This is a genomic window from Necropsobacter rosorum, from assembly GCF_964241405.1.
GTDB classification, from domain to species: Bacteria; Pseudomonadota; Gammaproteobacteria; order Enterobacterales; family Pasteurellaceae; genus Necropsobacter; species Necropsobacter rosorum.
Map to the genome: position 1 here is coordinate 658957 of NZ_CAXSXF010000001.1, position 15629 is coordinate 674585.

The 15629-nt window shown below is 52.6% G+C and carries 14 protein-coding genes; 7 read left to right on the forward strand and 7 right to left on the reverse strand.

Going from position 1 to position 15629, the window contains the following annotated elements; genetic code table 11:
* Positions 1–6: 6 nt before the first annotated feature.
* Together selA and selB are read left to right on the forward strand one after the other, a co-directional pair.
* A complete protein-coding gene (selA, locus tag ACESOH_RS03075) occupies positions 7–1392 on the forward strand; it encodes an L-seryl-tRNA(Sec) selenium transferase (protein WP_373099604.1) in 1386 nt (461 codons plus the stop codon).
* Positions 1389–3248: a selenocysteine-specific translation elongation factor gene (gene selB, locus ACESOH_RS03080; RefSeq protein ID WP_373099605.1), complete on the forward strand. Its 1860-nt coding sequence runs from the start codon at positions 1389–1391 to the stop codon at positions 3246–3248. The genes selA and selB overlap by 4 nt, the downstream gene beginning before the upstream one ends.
* 66 nt (positions 3249–3314) lie before the next feature.
* On the opposite strand, the gene ACESOH_RS03085 is transcribed toward selB, so the two are convergent.
* The 6 genes from ACESOH_RS03085 to ACESOH_RS03110 form a co-directional block, all read right to left on the reverse strand.
* The gene (locus ACESOH_RS03085; protein ID WP_373099877.1) at positions 3315–4034 is read right to left on the reverse strand and encodes an MgtC/SapB family protein; all 720 of its coding nucleotides are present in this window, start codon (positions 4032–4034) and stop codon (positions 3315–3317) included.
* 337 nt (positions 4035–4371) lie between these two features.
* Complete coding sequence (locus ACESOH_RS03090) at positions 4372–5187, reverse strand: shikimate 5-dehydrogenase (protein ID WP_373099607.1); 816 nt, start codon at positions 5185–5187, stop codon at positions 4372–4374.
* Between the two features lie 25 nt (positions 5188–5212).
* The gene (gene cysE, locus ACESOH_RS03095) at positions 5213–6010 is read right to left on the reverse strand and encodes a serine O-acetyltransferase (protein ID WP_032093256.1); all 798 of its coding nucleotides are present in this window, start codon (positions 6008–6010) and stop codon (positions 5213–5215) included.
* Positions 6011–6020: 10 nt separating this feature from the next.
* Positions 6021–7034 (reverse strand): NAD(P)H-dependent glycerol-3-phosphate dehydrogenase, encoded by a 1014-nt coding sequence (gene gpsA, locus ACESOH_RS03100; protein WP_032093346.1) that lies wholly within the window; start codon positions 7032–7034, stop codon positions 6021–6023.
* A 96-nt stretch (positions 7035–7130) separates the two neighbouring features.
* Entirely contained in the window at positions 7131–7637 is a 507-nt protein-coding gene (gene secB, locus ACESOH_RS03105; RefSeq protein ID WP_032093255.1) for a protein-export chaperone SecB, read from the reverse strand.
* 17 nt (positions 7638–7654) lie between these two features.
* Positions 7655–8101, reverse strand: coding sequence for a rhodanese-like domain-containing protein (locus ACESOH_RS03110; RefSeq protein WP_032093254.1), 447 nt, complete (start codon positions 8099–8101; stop codon positions 7655–7657).
* Between the two features lie 260 nt (positions 8102–8361).
* Here ACESOH_RS03110 and ACESOH_RS03115 point away from each other — a divergent pair, with 260 nt between their 5' ends.
* From ACESOH_RS03115 to ACESOH_RS03135, 5 genes are all read left to right on the forward strand, one after another.
* Positions 8362–9675, forward strand: a complete 1314-nt coding sequence (locus ACESOH_RS03115) for an anaerobic C4-dicarboxylate transporter (RefSeq protein WP_032093253.1) — start codon at positions 8362–8364, stop codon at positions 9673–9675.
* 177 nt (positions 9676–9852) lie between these two features.
* Positions 9853–10521, forward strand: a complete 669-nt coding sequence (locus tag ACESOH_RS03120) for an NAD(P)H-dependent oxidoreductase (protein WP_373099610.1) — start codon at positions 9853–9855, stop codon at positions 10519–10521.
* Between the two features lie 115 nt (positions 10522–10636).
* The gene (locus ACESOH_RS03125) at positions 10637–12145 is read left to right on the forward strand and encodes a subtype B tannase (RefSeq protein WP_373099878.1); all 1509 of its coding nucleotides are present in this window, start codon (positions 10637–10639) and stop codon (positions 12143–12145) included.
* A 161-nt stretch (positions 12146–12306) separates the two neighbouring features.
* Positions 12307–13590 (forward strand): NAD(P)/FAD-dependent oxidoreductase, encoded by a 1284-nt coding sequence (locus ACESOH_RS03130; RefSeq protein WP_373099612.1) that lies wholly within the window; start codon positions 12307–12309, stop codon positions 13588–13590.
* Positions 13591–13664: 74 nt separating this feature from the next.
* Complete coding sequence (locus ACESOH_RS03135) at positions 13665–14126, forward strand: DMT family transporter (protein WP_373099614.1); 462 nt, start codon at positions 13665–13667, stop codon at positions 14124–14126.
* Positions 14127–14163: 37 nt separating this feature from the next.
* Here the strand turns inward: ACESOH_RS03135 and pssA are convergent, their stop codons facing one another.
* Positions 14164–15531: a CDP-diacylglycerol--serine O-phosphatidyltransferase gene (gene pssA / locus ACESOH_RS03140; protein WP_373099616.1), complete on the reverse strand. Its 1368-nt coding sequence runs from the start codon at positions 15529–15531 to the stop codon at positions 14164–14166.
* Positions 15532–15629: the final 98 nt, after the last annotated feature.

Consider the following 15629-nt stretch of genomic DNA (forward strand, 5'->3'; position numbering starts at 1 on the left):
AAAAATATGACCGCACTTTTTCAACAGCTGCCTGCTATCGATAAACTGTTAAAAACCGCCGAGGGCGAACGGCTGATCGCCGAATTCGGCCACAGCGCCGTGGTAACCGAATGCCGTCGCCTGCTGGAACAGGGCAGAGAGCAGATTAAACGAGAACATCAACTGCCGCCGGAGTTCGGCGACCTCCGGCTGATAACAGCCGCGCTGCGCCGCCAGCTGCAACAACGCCGGCAAGTACGGATGCAACCGGTGCATAATCTGACCGGTACGGTGCTGCACACCAATCTCGGGCGCGCTTTATGGCCGGCGGCGGCACAACAGGCGGCAGTGGCGGCAATGGGCGGCAATGTGGCGCTGGAATACGATTTGCAGGAAGGGCGGCGCGGCCATCGCGACAGCTATATCAGCGAGTTGTTATGCGAACTGACCGGCGCGGAGGCGGCCTGTGTAGTGAATAATAACGCGGCGGCGGTGCTGCTGATGCTGGCGACGCTTGCCAAAGGCAAAGAAGTGATTATCTCGCGCGGCGAGCTGATCGAAATCGGCGGCGCGTTCCGCATTCCGGATATTATGCAGCAAGCGGGCTGCAAGCTGGTGGAAGTCGGTACCACCAACCGCACTCATTTACAGGATTACCGCGATGCCATTAATGAAGACACCGCGCTATTAATGAAAGTGCACAGCAGTAATTATCAAATCTGCGGCTTTACGCACAGCGTGACGGAGCAGGAACTGGTAGATCTGGGCAGGGAATTTGATTTGCCGGTGATTACCGATCTGGGCAGCGGTGCGCTGACGGCATTATCCGCTTACGGCCTGCCCGCCGAACCGACGGTGCAGGATAAATGGCGCCAAGGCGTGGATTTGATTTCGTTTTCCGGTGATAAACTGCTCGGCGGCCCGCAGGCAGGCATTATTGTCGGTGACCGCTATCTGATCGAGCGGCTGCAATCCCACCCGCTGAAACGTGTTTTGCGCTGCGATAAAGTGATTCTCAGTGCGTTGGAAGCGACGCTGCGGCTATATTTACAGCCGGAGCGGCTGCCCCATCAACTGACTACGCTGAACCAGCTGACCCGTCCTGTCGACCAATTAACACAACAGGCGCAAGCGTTAAAAGTGCGGTTGGAAAATCACCTCGCTCAGGATTATATCCTGCGCATTGAACCGAGTCCGGCCCAAATCGGCAGCGGTTCTCAGCCATTGGCGGAAATTCCGTCCGTGGCCGTCACCCTTGAGGCCAAAACGCCGGCAAAACTGACCGCACTTTTTGCCCGTTTCAAAGCCTTGCCGCAACCGGTTATCGGTCGGCTTGAAAACGACAAACTGTGGCTTGATTTACGCAGCCTTGCTGATCTCAACGCCTTACTCGATACCTTGGAGCATTTATGATTATCGTCACCGCCGGCCATGTGGATCACGGCAAAACCGCTTTATTGCAGGCCTTAACCGGCACCGACACCGCCCATTTGCCGGAAGAGAAAAAACGCGGCATGACCATTGATTTAGGCTATGCCTATTTGCCGCTAAACGATCGCATTTTAGGTTTTATCGATGTGCCGGGACACGAAAAATTCATACCGAATATGCTGGCGGGGCTGGGCGGCATTCATTATGCCATGCTGATTATCGCGGCGGATGAAGGCATTCAGGCGCAAACCCGGGAACATCTGACTATTTTGCGCCTGCTGCACATTGATCAGCTGATTGTGGTGATCAGCAAAGCGGATCGCGCCGATGAAGCGCAGATCACGCAGCTGACCCGACAACTCCAGCAAGATTACCCGTTTTTAGCGCAAAGCCCGCTGTTTATCACCTCCGCCCACAGCGGCCGAGGTATTGCGCAATTGCGGGATTATCTGGCACAACTGCCGAATCCGGCGCAGCAGGACAAACCGTTTCGCTATGCTATTGACCGCGTGTTTACGGTAAAAGGTGCCGGTACGGTGGTTACCGGAACCGCTTTTGCGGGCGTCGTGCGGATTGAGGACGAACTCTATTTATCCGGCGGTCAGAAAGTGCGGGTGAAAAATATTCACGCCCAGAATCAGCCGAACGCCCTCGGGGTCGCGGGTCAGCGGCTGGCGCTGAATATCAGTGCGGATTTAAACCGCACTTTAATCGAACGCGGCGACTGGTTGCTGGCACAGCCGCCGTTGCCGCCGACGGAGCGGGTGACACTTTGGCTGGAAGCCGCCGCGCCGGTTGCGGAAAGCCAGCCGGTGCATATTTATCATGCCGCGGCACGCACCACCGGCAGATTGCATCTGCTGCAGGAAAAAGGCCTCACCGCGCAACAGCAGGGATTGGCCGAGCTGATTTTAGATAAACCACTGTTTCTGGCTTACGGCGATAAACTGATCCTGCGTAGCGGCGATGCCAAATCCGTGCTGGCCGGGGCGAAAACGGTAGAGATCAATTCACCGAAACGCCACAAACGTACAGCGCAACGGCTGGATTATTTACGCCACCTGCTTCAAACCGACAGCCTCGCCGAACGCTTGCGACAATATCTGGAGCAACAACCGGTCGCACTGGAAAAATTAGCCTGGGCGGAACAGTTAAGCGCCGGGCGATTGCAGGAGCTCATCCGCGCCAATCAGGATGTGGTGTTTCAGGAATGGGGCTTTAACCGTCATTATCCGGCACAGCAGGCGGAAAAACTTATCGCGGCGCTGACCGATTATCATGCGCAGCACGGCGATCAACTCGGTCTGAGCAAAGCCCGCTTATACCGTATTGCGGCGATTAATCAGCCGGAAAAACTGATCTATCATATTATTGAGCAACTGCTGGCGGCGGGGCAAATCGAACAGACCCGCGGCTGGCTGCATACGCCGGAACATAAAATCCGTTTTTCGGCGCAGGAACAACATCTGTGGCAGACGGTACTGGCGCAATTCGAGCAGCAAAACGGGCAGGCGCTTTGGGTGCGGGAGCTGGCGGAACGCCTCGGCATACCGGAAGAAGAGATGCGCAACTTTCTGTATAAAGCGGGCAAACTGGGTTATCTGACGCCGATTGTCAAAGACCGTTTTCTGCTGACCGAAAACATCTATGCCTACGCCCGACTGATTAAACGGATTATCGCCGAGCAAGGCAGCATTTCGGTTAACCGACTGCGTGATGAACTCAACTGGGGACGCAAAATCACCGTGCAGCTGATGGAATATTTTGATCGCTGCGGTTTTTTACGCCGCAAGGGAAACGCGCATATTCTGCGCGATGCTGAGATTTTCGAGGTGTAAAGGCGGCAAAAGTGCGGTCGTTTTCGGCGGTGTTTTTGCCGTTCGGAAGCCGCACCGCCGCGGATCTTAATGCTGTAAATCGATACTCACCACTTCCGGCTCATCCTTCAGCAGTAAATACACGCCCTGCAACATGGCTTTGTCGGTAATCAGACATTTGATAATCAGTTTAACCTCGCCGTTTTGCTGATCTTTGACCGTCAGGTTGTCGAGACGATAATGATTGTCGATCAAAATATTGGTCACTTTGCCGATTGCGGTGGCGGTGTTTAATAAGATATTGATTTTCGTTCTGCGGTTTTTGCGTTTACTGCGGCTGACCAGCTGTTGTACTTTCGGCCCCAGACGTACCGCCAGCAGAATCATCACGGTGGCGATCACGGCATCAAAGAAAAAGCCCGCGCCGGTGGCGATACCGATACCGGCCGCCGCCCAGATAATCGCCGCGGTGGTCAGCCCGGAAATGGCGTCATTGCTTTTGCGCAGAATCACCCCGGCGCCGAGAAAACCGATTCCGCTAATCACCTGTGCCGCCAGACGCATCGGATCGGTGCGGATATTTTCCGATACCTGCGCATAATGCTCCGCCGATTTAATCGATACAATGGTCAGCACGCAGGTGGTCACCGCAATAATCACGCAGGTTTTCACTCCCACCGGTTTGTGTTTCAGTTCGCGCTCAAGGCCGATAATTCCGCCCAGCACCATGGCGATCACCATTTTGAGCAAAATGGCCATATTGTCGGAATGGAGAAGCGGTTCAAATAAGGATAAAGTGTTATTCATAATGATTTTCTTCACTGTTGCAATGTGCGGCACGACAACGGCGGCCGGCTCCGGATTGTGATGCGGCAAGCCTGCGCGCCCGCCGGCATTCTTTGTGCCGGGCAAAGAACCCGCAGGGAAATTTTATCAAACGAACGGCGGATTTTAGCAGGATGTCCGCCTTAACGCTACCGCGATGGGATAAATCCCGCTAAAAAGTGCGGTGAGTTTTTAATAAGTTTTCGTATAATGCGGCGGTGAATGTTATATCAACGTTGATGTCCTATCAACAAAAACGGGGGAAACCGTGCTGCCGAAAACCGCGTCCGGCAGCACTCAGGTTTGCAAATAATGACGCTTAGCGATGAGAACGGGAAAAGGCCGCCGCTTCGGCGATTAGCGCCTCATCCGGGCGTTGGTGGGTATATAACACGAATTGTTCCACGGCCTGTAAGGTCATCACTTCCGCTCCGGAAATCACCTGTTTACCCTGCTCGCGCGCCGCATTGATCAACGGTGTTTCCGCCGGCATCGCCACCACATCAAAAACGGTTTGCGCGCCGGCAATCATCGCCTGCGGGAAAGCTAAATCAAACGCTTCCTTGCCGCCTTGCATGCCAATCGGCGTGACGTTAACCAGAATATCCGCCTCTTGCCCCGCCAGACTGTGCGAATACGCATAACCGTACAATTGCGCCAGATAAGCGCCGGTCTGCGCGTTGCGGGCCACCACCGTCAGTTTGTCGAAACCGGCATGTTTAAATGCCGCCACCACCGCTTTCGCCATACCGCCGCTGCCCTGCACAATCACAGCGGCCTGTTTATCCAGCCGGTATTTTTCAATCAGTTTGACGATAGCGATATAGTCCGTATTGTAGGCTTTCAGATAGCCGTTATCATTAACAATGGTATTGACCGATTCGATCGCCTGCGCGGAGGAATCAATTTCATCCACAAAGGGCATGCTGCTTTCCTTAAACGGCATGGACACCGCGCAGCCGCGGATCCCCAATGCGCGCACGCCTTTTACCGCATGTTCGATATCCTGCGTGCTAAAGGCTTTATACACGAAATTCAGACCGAGTTTCTGATACAGATAGTTATGAAAATAAGTGCCGGTATTGCCCGGCCGGCCGGATAAGGACATGCACAATTGGGTATCTTTGTTGATCATAAGATTGCTCCGAAAAAGCCTGAGGCTAAATGTTTAAATTAATCGCATCGTCGATAAAATACTGATTCATATCGAACGCCGGTTTGGCGCCTTTATCCTTGCCCACGGTTTTCGACGGCACGCCCGCTACTGTGGTATATTCCGGCACCGGTTGCAGCACCACGGAATTGGCACCGATTTTGGCATAACGCCCGACTTCGATATTCCCCAGAATCTTGGCGCCGGCGCCGATCATTACGCCTTCGCGCACTTTCGGGTGACGATCGCCGGATTCTTTGCCCGTCCCGCCGAGGGTGACGCCCTGCAAAATGGAGACATCGTTTTCAATCACCGAGGTTTCGCCGACCACAATGCCGGTGGCGTGGTCGAACATAATGCCGTGACCGATTTTGGCCGCCGGGTGAATATCCACATCAAAGGCGACGGAAATCTGATTCTGTAAATAAATGGCCAGCGCTTTGCGCCCGCACTGCCACAGATAATGGGTGATGCGATAGCTTTGTAAGGCATGAAAGCCTTTTAAATACAGCAACGGCGTAGTCCATAGTTCCACCGCCGGGTCACGCTGGCGCACCGCGCGGATATCACAGGCCGCACTTTCGATAATACTCGGCTGCGACTGATAGGCCTCTTCCACGATTTCACGCAGCGCAATGGCCGGCATAATCGGATTGGCCAGTTTATTCGCCAGAATATAACTCAGCGCGCTGCCCAGATTATGATGCTTTAAAATGGTCGAATGAAAAAAACTCGCCAGCATCGGCTCGCATTCGACCTGTTCTTTGGCTTCCTGACGGATCAGAGCCCACAATTCTACCGACATATATTTTTCCTTATTCCACTTTTCGTTCACGTCCAAGTAAGCTCATGGCCACTTCCTGTGCGTTCTTACCGCAAAACAGCACCTGATACACCTGTTCGGTAATCGGCATTTCCACGCCCTGCCGCTGAGCGAGTAAATAGGCCTCTTTCGTATTATAAAAGCCTTCCACCACCTGACCGATTTGCGCCATTGCCGCCTGCGCATCAATGCCCTGTCCCAGCATTAAACCGAAACGGCGGTTGCGGGATTGATTGTCGGTACAGGTCAGCACCAGATCACCTAATCCCGACATGCCCATAAAGGTGTTCGGATTGGCGCCCAGCGCAACGCCCAAACGACTGATTTCGGCAATACCGCGCGTGATTAACGCCGTGCGGGCATTGGCGCCGAAGCCCATGCCGTCAGACATGCCGGCACTGATGGCAATCACATTTTTAATTGCGCCGCCGAGCTGAACGCCGATCATATCGTGATTAATATACACCCGGAAATGTTTACTGCAATGAATACGCGCCTGAAATTCAAGGGCGAATTGCTGATTATTCGACGCCAGCGCAATTGCGGTCGGCATTCCCGCCGCCAGCTCTTTGGCAAAAGTCGGGCCGGATAATACCGCCAGCGGATAATCTTTGCCGAGCGTATCTTCAATGACGTCCTGCAACAGGCGCCCGCTGTCGCGCTCCAGCCCTTTGGTCGCCCACACGATACGGCTGTCCGGGCGTAAGTGCGGTTTAATTTTGGCAATAACTTCGCCGAATACATGGCTGGGCACGACAATTAACACATCGCGCGATTTTGCTATCGCCGCGGCTAAATCGGCTTCAATCCGCAACGCGTCGGGAAAACGCACATCGGGCAGAAACGCCTGATTGCAGCGCTCCGTCGCCAGCCGGCGCATGTGTTCGGGATCATGCCCCCACAGATACGTCGGATAACCGTTGCGGGAAAAGGTAATTGCCAGTGCACTGCCGTAAGAACCGGCGCCGATGACGGTGATAGGTGAAGCGGATATTGTCGTATTCATCATTTATACTCCGGAAATGGCGAAATTTGACAAGAACGGAAAAACAATCAAAGGCGGATAAGGCATCCGCCTCTTTTAACAGGCTGTTTCGCCGGGTTAATGCACTTCCTGGTTACCAGACTGTTCCTGCTGTTCTTGCTGACGTTGTAAATAATCCATAAACAGCGCATCGAAATTCACCGGGGAAAGGTTCAGTGCCGGGAAGGTGCCGCGGTTAACCAGATTGGACACCAGTTCGCGCGCATAAGGGAACAGCATGTTCGGACATTGCGAGGTCAGGCAATGGGCCAGCTGCATATCTTCCAGTCCGCTGACGGTAAACACGCCCGCCTGTTTCACTTCACAGATAAAGGCGACATCGCCGCTGTCTTCCAAGGTGGTTTCGACGGAAATATTGAGGCAGACTTCATATAAATCGTCGCCTAACTGGGTGGTTTCGCTGCTTAAGTCAAAACCTAGTTTCGGTTTCCATTCCTGCTGAAAAATATGCGGTAAATTCGGCGCTTCAAAGGAAACGTCTTTCACATAAATACGTTGAATCTGCAATACGGCCTGCGTGTTTTGTTCTTCGTTTGCCGCGACCTCTTGATTTTGCTCAGTCATTATTCAATCCTTCTTGATTATTTGTTTTTCTTTACTAAAGGGAGATTCTCGGAACGCCAGCCGCCGATACCGTCTTTTAAGGTATAAACCCGGCTGAAGCCTTGTTTTGATAACAATTCGGCCGAAGCGCCGGCAGACATTCCGGTTGCGCAGGTCAGAATCACCGCATGATCTTTATGCTGTTCGATTTTGCCCACATTCTGATTTTTAATTTCGCTGGGCAGCAGGTTGATACTATTGACGATATGACCGCGTTCAAATTCATCAATCGTCCGCAAATCAATCACCACCGCATCTTCGTTATTTATCAGGCTGACGGCCTGCGCATTGCCGATCACTTTCACTTTGGTGGTGACGGATTTTGTCAGGGTATAAACCACCATAATAAATACGGCAATCCACGCGATAACCATTAAGCTATGATTTTTAGCGAAATCCGTCGCCATAGGGAGAAATTCTTGCATGTCGTTCTCAATATTTAAATTCAATGTTTAAGTTTAAAAATAAGGGCTTAAGTATAACCGCAGTTTCTTCATCTTTCAAAGAAACTATTGCAATTTAATTGATCTATATTATAGAGATAAGCCAAGTTTGTTGCTATAGTAGCGTGCAATTGCGGGAGAAAGGAACAATCGATGACAACGCACTTTCCGCCGCGAGGTGAATTCCCGTTCGGCTTATGGCGGGAATGCTTTTCCGTATATGTTTAAAATAGGGGTCAACCATGTTTTTTCTTCAATTCGCCATCGTGCTAATCTGTATCCTGATCGGTGCCCGTATCGGCGGTATCGGTTTGGGGGTGATGGGCGGTGTCGGTCTTGCTATCCTGTCTTTCGGTTTCGGTCTGCAACCGGCCGGCCTGCCGATTGACGTTATGTTAATGATTATGGCGGTGGTGTCCGCCGCTGCGGCGATGCAGGCCGCCGGCGGTCTGGATTACATGATCAAAATCGCCACCAACATTCTGCGCAAAAATCCGAAATATATTACCTTTATGGCACCGGCGGTTACTTGGACGTTCACCGTATTGGCCGGTACCGGACACGTAGCTTATTCCGTGCTGCCGGTGATCGCGGAAGTCAGCCGGCATAACGGCATTCGCCCTGAGCGTCCGCTGTCGATGGCGGTTATCGCTTCCCAGTTCGCTATCGTCGCCAGCCCGATCGCTGCGGCGGTGGTCGCCGTGGTGGCCTATCTTGAACCGCAGGGCATCCACTTGGGCGATGTGCTGAAAGTCACCATGCCGGCGACGGTTTTAGGGATCGGCGTGGCTTGTATCTTCGTCAATAAAATGGGTAAAGAATTAAAAGACGATCCGGATTATCAGCGCCTGCTACAGGATCCGGAATATATCAAGGAAAATCAGGCCAAAACCAATGTGGCCGAAATCGAAATCAGCAAAACGGCGAAAACCTCCGTCACTTTATTCTTAATCGGGGCGCTGTTGGTGGTGATTATGGGGGCGTTCCCGTCCTTGCGTCCGAACTTTGACGGCAAACCGATGGGAATGGCGCATACCATTGAAATCGTGATGCTGACCGTCGGCGCGCTGATTATTCTCATCTGCAAACCGAACGGCAACGCCATTACCCAAGGTTCGGTGTTCCATGCCGGTATGCGTGCGGTTATCGCGATCTTCGGTATCGCCTGGCTGGGCGACACATTAATGCAGGCGCATATGGTGGAAGTGAAAGAAAGCGTGAAAGCGCTGGTAGAAACCGCACCTTGGACTTTCGCTTTCGCCTTATTCCTGCTTTCCGTGCTGGTGAACAGTCAGGGCGCGACCGTAGCGACCTTATTCCCGGTCGGTATCGCACTGGGCATTCCGGCGCCGATTTTAATCGGGGTATTCGTGGCGGTAAACGGTTATTTCTTTATTCCGAACTACGGCCCGATCATCGCCTCTATCGACTTCGATACCACCGGCACAACCCGTATCGGGAAATATATCTTTAACCACAGCTTTATGATACCGGGTCTGCTGAGCATGGCGTTCAGTCTGGCATTCGGCTTACTATTCGCCAATTTATTCCTGTAATCCGAAGCTAAAAAACGTTTAAAATCGTACCGCACTTTTTATAAGTGCGGTATTTTTTTCACCGCTTTTTACCCCGTATCAGTGAAAACGATATATCATATCCGCAAACACAATGTGCGTTACGCATAAAATTTCCGCATAATACCCCCTAAAGTCAACCCGCAAGGAGAACGCATTATGACCATCAGCAAACAACAGATTCTGGACGCCTATCATTTCCGTCACGCCTGCAAACAATACGATCCGCATAAAAAGATCAGTGCGGAGGATTTTCGTTTTATTTTGGAAACCGGTCGCCTGTCGCCCAGCTCTTTCGGCTTTGAACCGTGGAAATTTCTAGTGATTGAGAAACCGGAAATCCGTGAGCTTATCCGCGATAATGCCTGGGGCGCCAAAGATAAAGTCATGGATTGCAGCCATTTTCTGCTGATTCTGGTTCGTCAGCCCGCCGAATTGCTGGCCGACGGCGAATATGTGCAGCATATTATGCGCGATATTCATCACATCCCTGAAGACGCACTGCGCCAGCGCCAGACATTTTACCGCCGGTTCAGCGAACAGGATTTCAAACTCACGCAAAATCCCACCGCTTTCTACGAATGGGCCTGCCGCCAAAGCTACATCGCGCTGGCCAATATGCTGACCGCCGCCGCCATGATCGGCATTGACAGCACGCCGATTGAAGGCTTTCCGCTGGAACAGATGAACGATTTACTGGCGCAACAGGGATTATACAACCCGCAGCAATATAAACTGAGCGTCATGGCGGCATTCGGCTACCGCCTCCATCAACCGCGCGAGAAAACCCGCCGGTCGCTTGAAGAGGTGGTGGAATGGGTAAGATAATCTCAATATATTTCACGCTATAACGAAACTTATCGCCCTCCGCCTTGGTCAAACTACAGGTAAATTCACTTTATTCGGAGTACCTATGCGATTCACTACCTTAAGCGCCCTGATAATGGGCGCCACCGTCGCCGTAACGGGCAATGCGCTGCCGACGGCAAAACCAGACTCAGCGGCGCAAACGCCGTATTTCAACCAAACGGCGGACGGCTATCAATTAAACTTCAACGGCGAACATTACCGCGCGCTGGAAGTCAGCGTCAACGGCAAACTGGTGAAATTCCGCGCCTTTGAAAATATCGTTTATGTCCGCCGGCCGCTCGAACCCGATTATCAGAGCCTGAATCTGTATGTGCCGGAAGCCTATTTCAATAACGGCACAATTAACGGCTTTAACGCACAAAGCGCGCCGATTTTCCTACCGAATGCGGTGGGCGGCTACATGCCGGCGAAAGCCGCCGCTTACAACGACAAGGGATTCGGAAGCGACGATAAACCGAACGCGATTATGACCGCACTTGCCAAAGGTTATGTGGTGGCAAGTGTCGGCGCCCGCGGCCGCACGCTGGAGCAAAACGGTCGTTATACCGGTAAAGCGCCGGCGGCGATTGTGGATCTGAAAGCCGCAGTGCGTTATTTGCATTTCAACGATGCCCGCATACCGGGCGATGCGAATAAAATCATTTCCAACGGCACCAGCGCCGGCGGAGCCTTATCCGCCTTACTGGGCGCCAGCGGCGACAGCGCGGATTATGCCGCTTATTTCCAAACCCTCGGCGCCGCCGAGGCCAGCGATCGGATTTTCGCCGTCTCCGCTTACTGTCCGATCACCAATCTGGAACACGCCGACAGCGCTTACGAATGGGAATTCAACGGGCTGAACCAATACAGCCGCATGGATATGAGCAAATTAAACGCCGCCGGCTATAACGACCGCAGCAAACCGATGCCGATGCTGGAAGGCGAGTTAAACGCGCAACAAATCGCCGTCTCCGATCAGTTAAAAGCCGCATTTCCCGCTTACTTGAACAGCCTGCAACTGAAAGACGAACGCGGCACACCGCTGACGCTGGATGCGCAGGGCAACGGCACCTTTAAAGACTATATGAAAGAGGTGATTCGCCGTGCCGCGGATAAAGCCTACCAAGCGGGAACGGATTTATCCGACCAATCCTGGGTCAGCCTGAACCGGGACGGTGTCGCCGCGATCGACTGGCACGGTTATGTTCATTCGCAAAAGCGGATGAAATCGCCGCCGGCTTTCGACGCCCTTGATCTCAGCAGCGGCGAAAACAATCTGTTCGGCACACAAACTGTGAATAATCAACACTTTACCGCTTATTCACAGCAGCATTCCAGCCTATCGGGCGGCATGGCGGATGCCCAAATCATCAAACTGATGAACGCCATGAATTATATCGACAACCCGCACGCCGCCGCGCACTGGCGGATCCGCGCCGGCACCGCTGATCGCGATACTTCTCATGCGATCAGCGCCATTCTGGCGATCAAACTGACGATGGCGGGTAAACGGGTGGATTACGCTACGCCATGGGCCGTGCCGCACGCCGGCGATTACGATTTGGACGAACTGTTCCAATGGACTGATACGATCAGCCGTTAACCCTACAAGTGCGGTGCAAAAATCACGGATTTTTCACCGCACTTTTTTTACCGCTTTTAACATATTACCCGCACGCCGGATAAAAGATGCTGGACATTCCCGCACAAACGACTACAATTCTGGCGGTTTTGATCTTAATCAATTTTATAGGAAAGTAGTTTATGAAAACAATCGTTATCGTCGGCGGCGGTGCCGGCGGATTAGAACTGGCCACCGCTCTTGGCGACAAATTAGGCCGCAAACAAAATGCGCGCGTGATGTTAATCGACAAAAACAGCACCCATCTGTGGAAACCGCTGCTGCACGAGGTGGCGACCGGTTCGCTGGACGACGATATTGACGCGCTCAGCTATCGCGCACATGCTAAAAATCATTATTTTGAATTCCGCCAGGGCGCGCTGACCGCCGTCGATCGCGCGCATAAAAATATCACTCTGGCGCCGATTTACAACAGTCAAAACGAATTGCTGGTTGCCGAACGCACTATCGCTTATGACATTTTAGTGCTGGCTATCGGCAGTAAATCCAATGATTTCGGCACGCCGGGCGTGGCGCAGCACTGCATCTTTTTAGACAGTTCGGAGCAGGCCAAGCTCTTCCATCACCGCATGATGGAGCTGTTTCTCAAATTTGCCAATAATGATGAAAAAGACGTTCAGATCGCCATTGTCGGCGGCGGCGCCACCGGTATCGAGCTGTCCGCCGAGTTATATAATGCCGCGAAACACCTGCACCATTACGGTTTCGGCAAACTGAGCAATACCAGTCTGAAAGTCACCTTACTGGAAGCCGGACCGCGTCTTCTGCCGGCCTTATCGGAGCGCATTTCCGCCGCAGCAGAAAAAGAACTGCGCGCCCTCGGCGTGGATGTGCGCACCAACACGGCGGTGGTGCAGGCGGAGCCAAACGGGCTCATCACCAAAGACGGCGAGCGCATAAATGCGGATCTTATGGTCTGGGCGGCCGGTGTCAAAGCCGCCGAAATGACCAAAACCTTCGGATTTTCCACCAACCGCATCAATCAGATCGAGGTCAAACCGACCTTGCAGACAACGGTGGACGACGATGTTTATGTGATCGGTGACTGTGCCGCGTTAATGCAGGCCGACGGGAAACCGGTGCCGCCGCGCGCGCAGGCGGCGCATCAAATGGCGGCGGCCTGCGGTAAAAATATTCTGGCACAGCTTGCCGATAAACCGCTGAAGCCTTTTGTATTCAGCGATCACGGTTCTTTGGTGTCGTTCTCACGCTTCGCTACGGTGGGGAATCTGATGGGCAATCTGACTAAAGGCTCGATGTTTATCGAAGGGAAAATCGCGCGGATGATGTATCTGTCCTTATACCGCATGCATCAGGCGGCATTGCACGGTTGTTTCCGCACCGGGCTTATCGTACTGGTCGGTCGCATCAACCGGTTATTGCGTCCGTCGCTGAAATTGCACTAAACCCATATTCGCAACGCGAAAAGTGCGGTAGAATTTCTCACAGTTTTACCCCTTTTCCGCTTAAGGATATTTTCATGCTGTTATCGTTCGTGTTAATCGCACTGTGTGCCGGCGTCGCTTTAGCCACGCAGGCGGCAATCAATTCGCAGCTGGCCGGCGCGCTTACCGGTCAGCCGGCGGTCGCCGCGCTGATCTCATTTGCCACCGGCACATTGGTATTATTACTGATTTGCACCTGGAAAACCGATCTGCTCGGCGCCCTGCAACAGGTGCCGAAACAGCCGCTGTGGAAGCTGATCGGCGGGCCGTTAGGGGCGCTGGTGGTTTTTACTACCATTTTCCTCGCCCCTAAAATGGGGGTTACCAACATGCTGTTTTTCATTATTGTCGGTCAGCTGGTTGCCGCCGCGATTATCGATCACTTCGGGTTAATCGGAATGCCCGCACGGCCGGTTCAGCTTTGGCAGATTATCGGTTTTGTCGTTATCGCCTGCGGCTTAACGCTGTTTTTCTTCGGTAAGAAAATCTTCGGCTAATTAAAAACCACGCTGAGGCGTGGTTTTTGTTATCGATTTATAAAATCATTTTCACCAGTTTGTCGGCTTTCAGGCGTGCGAATTTGCGCAGCAGTTTCTGCACCGGCTGCGGGTAAGTATCCAGATCTTCCAGTTCGGAATAATGTTTCAGCACGGTTGTGTAGCGGCGAATGTCGTCCAGCTCCTTTTCTGTCTGCGCGCGCAGCTCCCGTTGCGGATCATGAATAAATAACCCGTTTTCCGCATCCAGCCGCCAGGCACGCGGATTCAGGTTATTGCCGGTCAGCAACATCGCCTGATCGTCCACCCACAAACCTTTCAGATGATAGGTATTCTCGCCGTCTTTCCAAGTGCGGATAACCAGTTGTCCCTGCGTGATGAAACGCTCGAATTTTTTACTGAAACGGCGCAGGTTGCTTTCATATAAATACGGCAGCGCACCGGCCATTTTGAACGGTTCGTCGGGCGGAATATAAAAATCGTTCGCCACCTTATCACCGACAATAATTTCGATCCGTTTGCCTTTTTCCAGTAAGCGGTGAATGTTATAGCGCAGCGAACGCGGCAGGTTGAAATACGGCGTACAAATCACCAGTTTGTCCTGCACCAGCTGAAATAACGCTTCAATGGTACGGTTGAGAATATTATTTCCTGCGCCCAGCCCGAATAGCGGACAAACCGTCAGGCTGTCGTGCAGCGTGACGGACGCGGGCAAGTGATACTGAGCGTCGCTGGCCAGATTTTTGCGGAACAGGCGGATATTCTGGCGAATTTCTTTGGTCTGCGGGCGGGTGTTCACATCCAGCGGCGACACCGCACCGGGATCTTGCAGATAACCTTTAATAAAACCGACCAAGGTATCGGCCAGCGCCTGATTGCGGATTTTATGATAGCGGTCGTAGCGATATTTTTCATGCTGGGCAAGATAGACGTTATTAATGCTAGCGCCGCTGTAAAGCACGGTATCGTCAAATACAAACCCTTTAATATGCAGCACGCCGAACACTTCGCGCGTATTAATCGGCACGCCGAAAAACATATTCGGATCATCGGGCAGCTGGTATTTGGCGCGCGCATCGCAATACCAGTCGGCGTTGGTGGCCGTTTTTTCCGCGCCGAGCAGATTGCGCTGTGCGCGGTGCCAATCGACGAAAATTTTCACCTCCAGCTCGGGGTTATCCTGTCTGGCGCGGTAAATCTCATCTAAAATCTGTTGTCCCGCCTCATCGTTCTGCCAATAAAGTGCGGTAATATAAATGCGGGATTTTGCCCGACGGATCAGCTCAACAAGTTGCGTTTTAAAGGCCGCGGGGCTATCAATAAACTCGACCTGCTCCGCCCGCAGCGGTAAAGCGGGCAGGCGCTCAAGATGCTGGATTGCTCGTTTGGTTTTATTTATCAACATATATCGTTCTCTATAATTGACGCGACGAGAAATTAGTTGGCTAGTCTACAATATTTACCGCCGCAGTGGCTAGAAAAAAGGTTTTTTTTCGTTATAAT

Excerpts from the sequence above, each read along its gene's own strand:
- selA (WP_373099604.1), top strand. The coding sequence starts at position 7 with ATGACCGCACTTTTTCAACAGCTGCCTGCTATCGATAAACTGTTAAAA.
- selB (WP_373099605.1), top strand. The coding sequence starts at position 1,389 with ATGATTATCGTCACCGCCGGCCATGTGGATCACGGCAAAACCGCTTTA.
- ACESOH_RS03085 (WP_373099877.1), bottom strand. The coding sequence starts at position 4,034 with ATGAATAACACTTTATCCTTATTTGAACCGCTTCTCCATTCCGACAAT.
- ACESOH_RS03090 (WP_373099607.1), bottom strand. The coding sequence starts at position 5,187 with ATGATCAACAAAGATACCCAATTGTGCATGTCCTTATCCGGCCGGCCG.
- cysE (WP_032093256.1), bottom strand. The coding sequence starts at position 6,010 with ATGTCGGTAGAATTGTGGGCTCTGATCCGTCAGGAAGCCAAAGAACAG.
- gpsA (WP_032093346.1), bottom strand. The coding sequence starts at position 7,034 with ATGAATACGACAATATCCGCTTCACCTATCACCGTCATCGGCGCCGGT.
- secB (WP_032093255.1), bottom strand. The coding sequence starts at position 7,637 with ATGACTGAGCAAAATCAAGAGGTCGCGGCAAACGAAGAACAAAACACG.
- ACESOH_RS03110 (WP_032093254.1), bottom strand. The coding sequence starts at position 8,101 with ATGCAAGAATTTCTCCCTATGGCGACGGATTTCGCTAAAAATCATAGC.
- ACESOH_RS03115 (WP_032093253.1), top strand. The coding sequence starts at position 8,362 with ATGTTTTTTCTTCAATTCGCCATCGTGCTAATCTGTATCCTGATCGGT.
- ACESOH_RS03120 (WP_373099610.1), top strand. The coding sequence starts at position 9,853 with ATGACCATCAGCAAACAACAGATTCTGGACGCCTATCATTTCCGTCAC.
- ACESOH_RS03125 (WP_373099878.1), top strand. The coding sequence starts at position 10,637 with ATGGGCGCCACCGTCGCCGTAACGGGCAATGCGCTGCCGACGGCAAAA.
- ACESOH_RS03130 (WP_373099612.1), top strand. The coding sequence starts at position 12,307 with ATGAAAACAATCGTTATCGTCGGCGGCGGTGCCGGCGGATTAGAACTG.
- ACESOH_RS03135 (WP_373099614.1), top strand. The coding sequence starts at position 13,665 with ATGCTGTTATCGTTCGTGTTAATCGCACTGTGTGCCGGCGTCGCTTTA.
- pssA (WP_373099616.1), bottom strand. The coding sequence starts at position 15,531 with ATGTTGATAAATAAAACCAAACGAGCAATCCAGCATCTTGAGCGCCTG.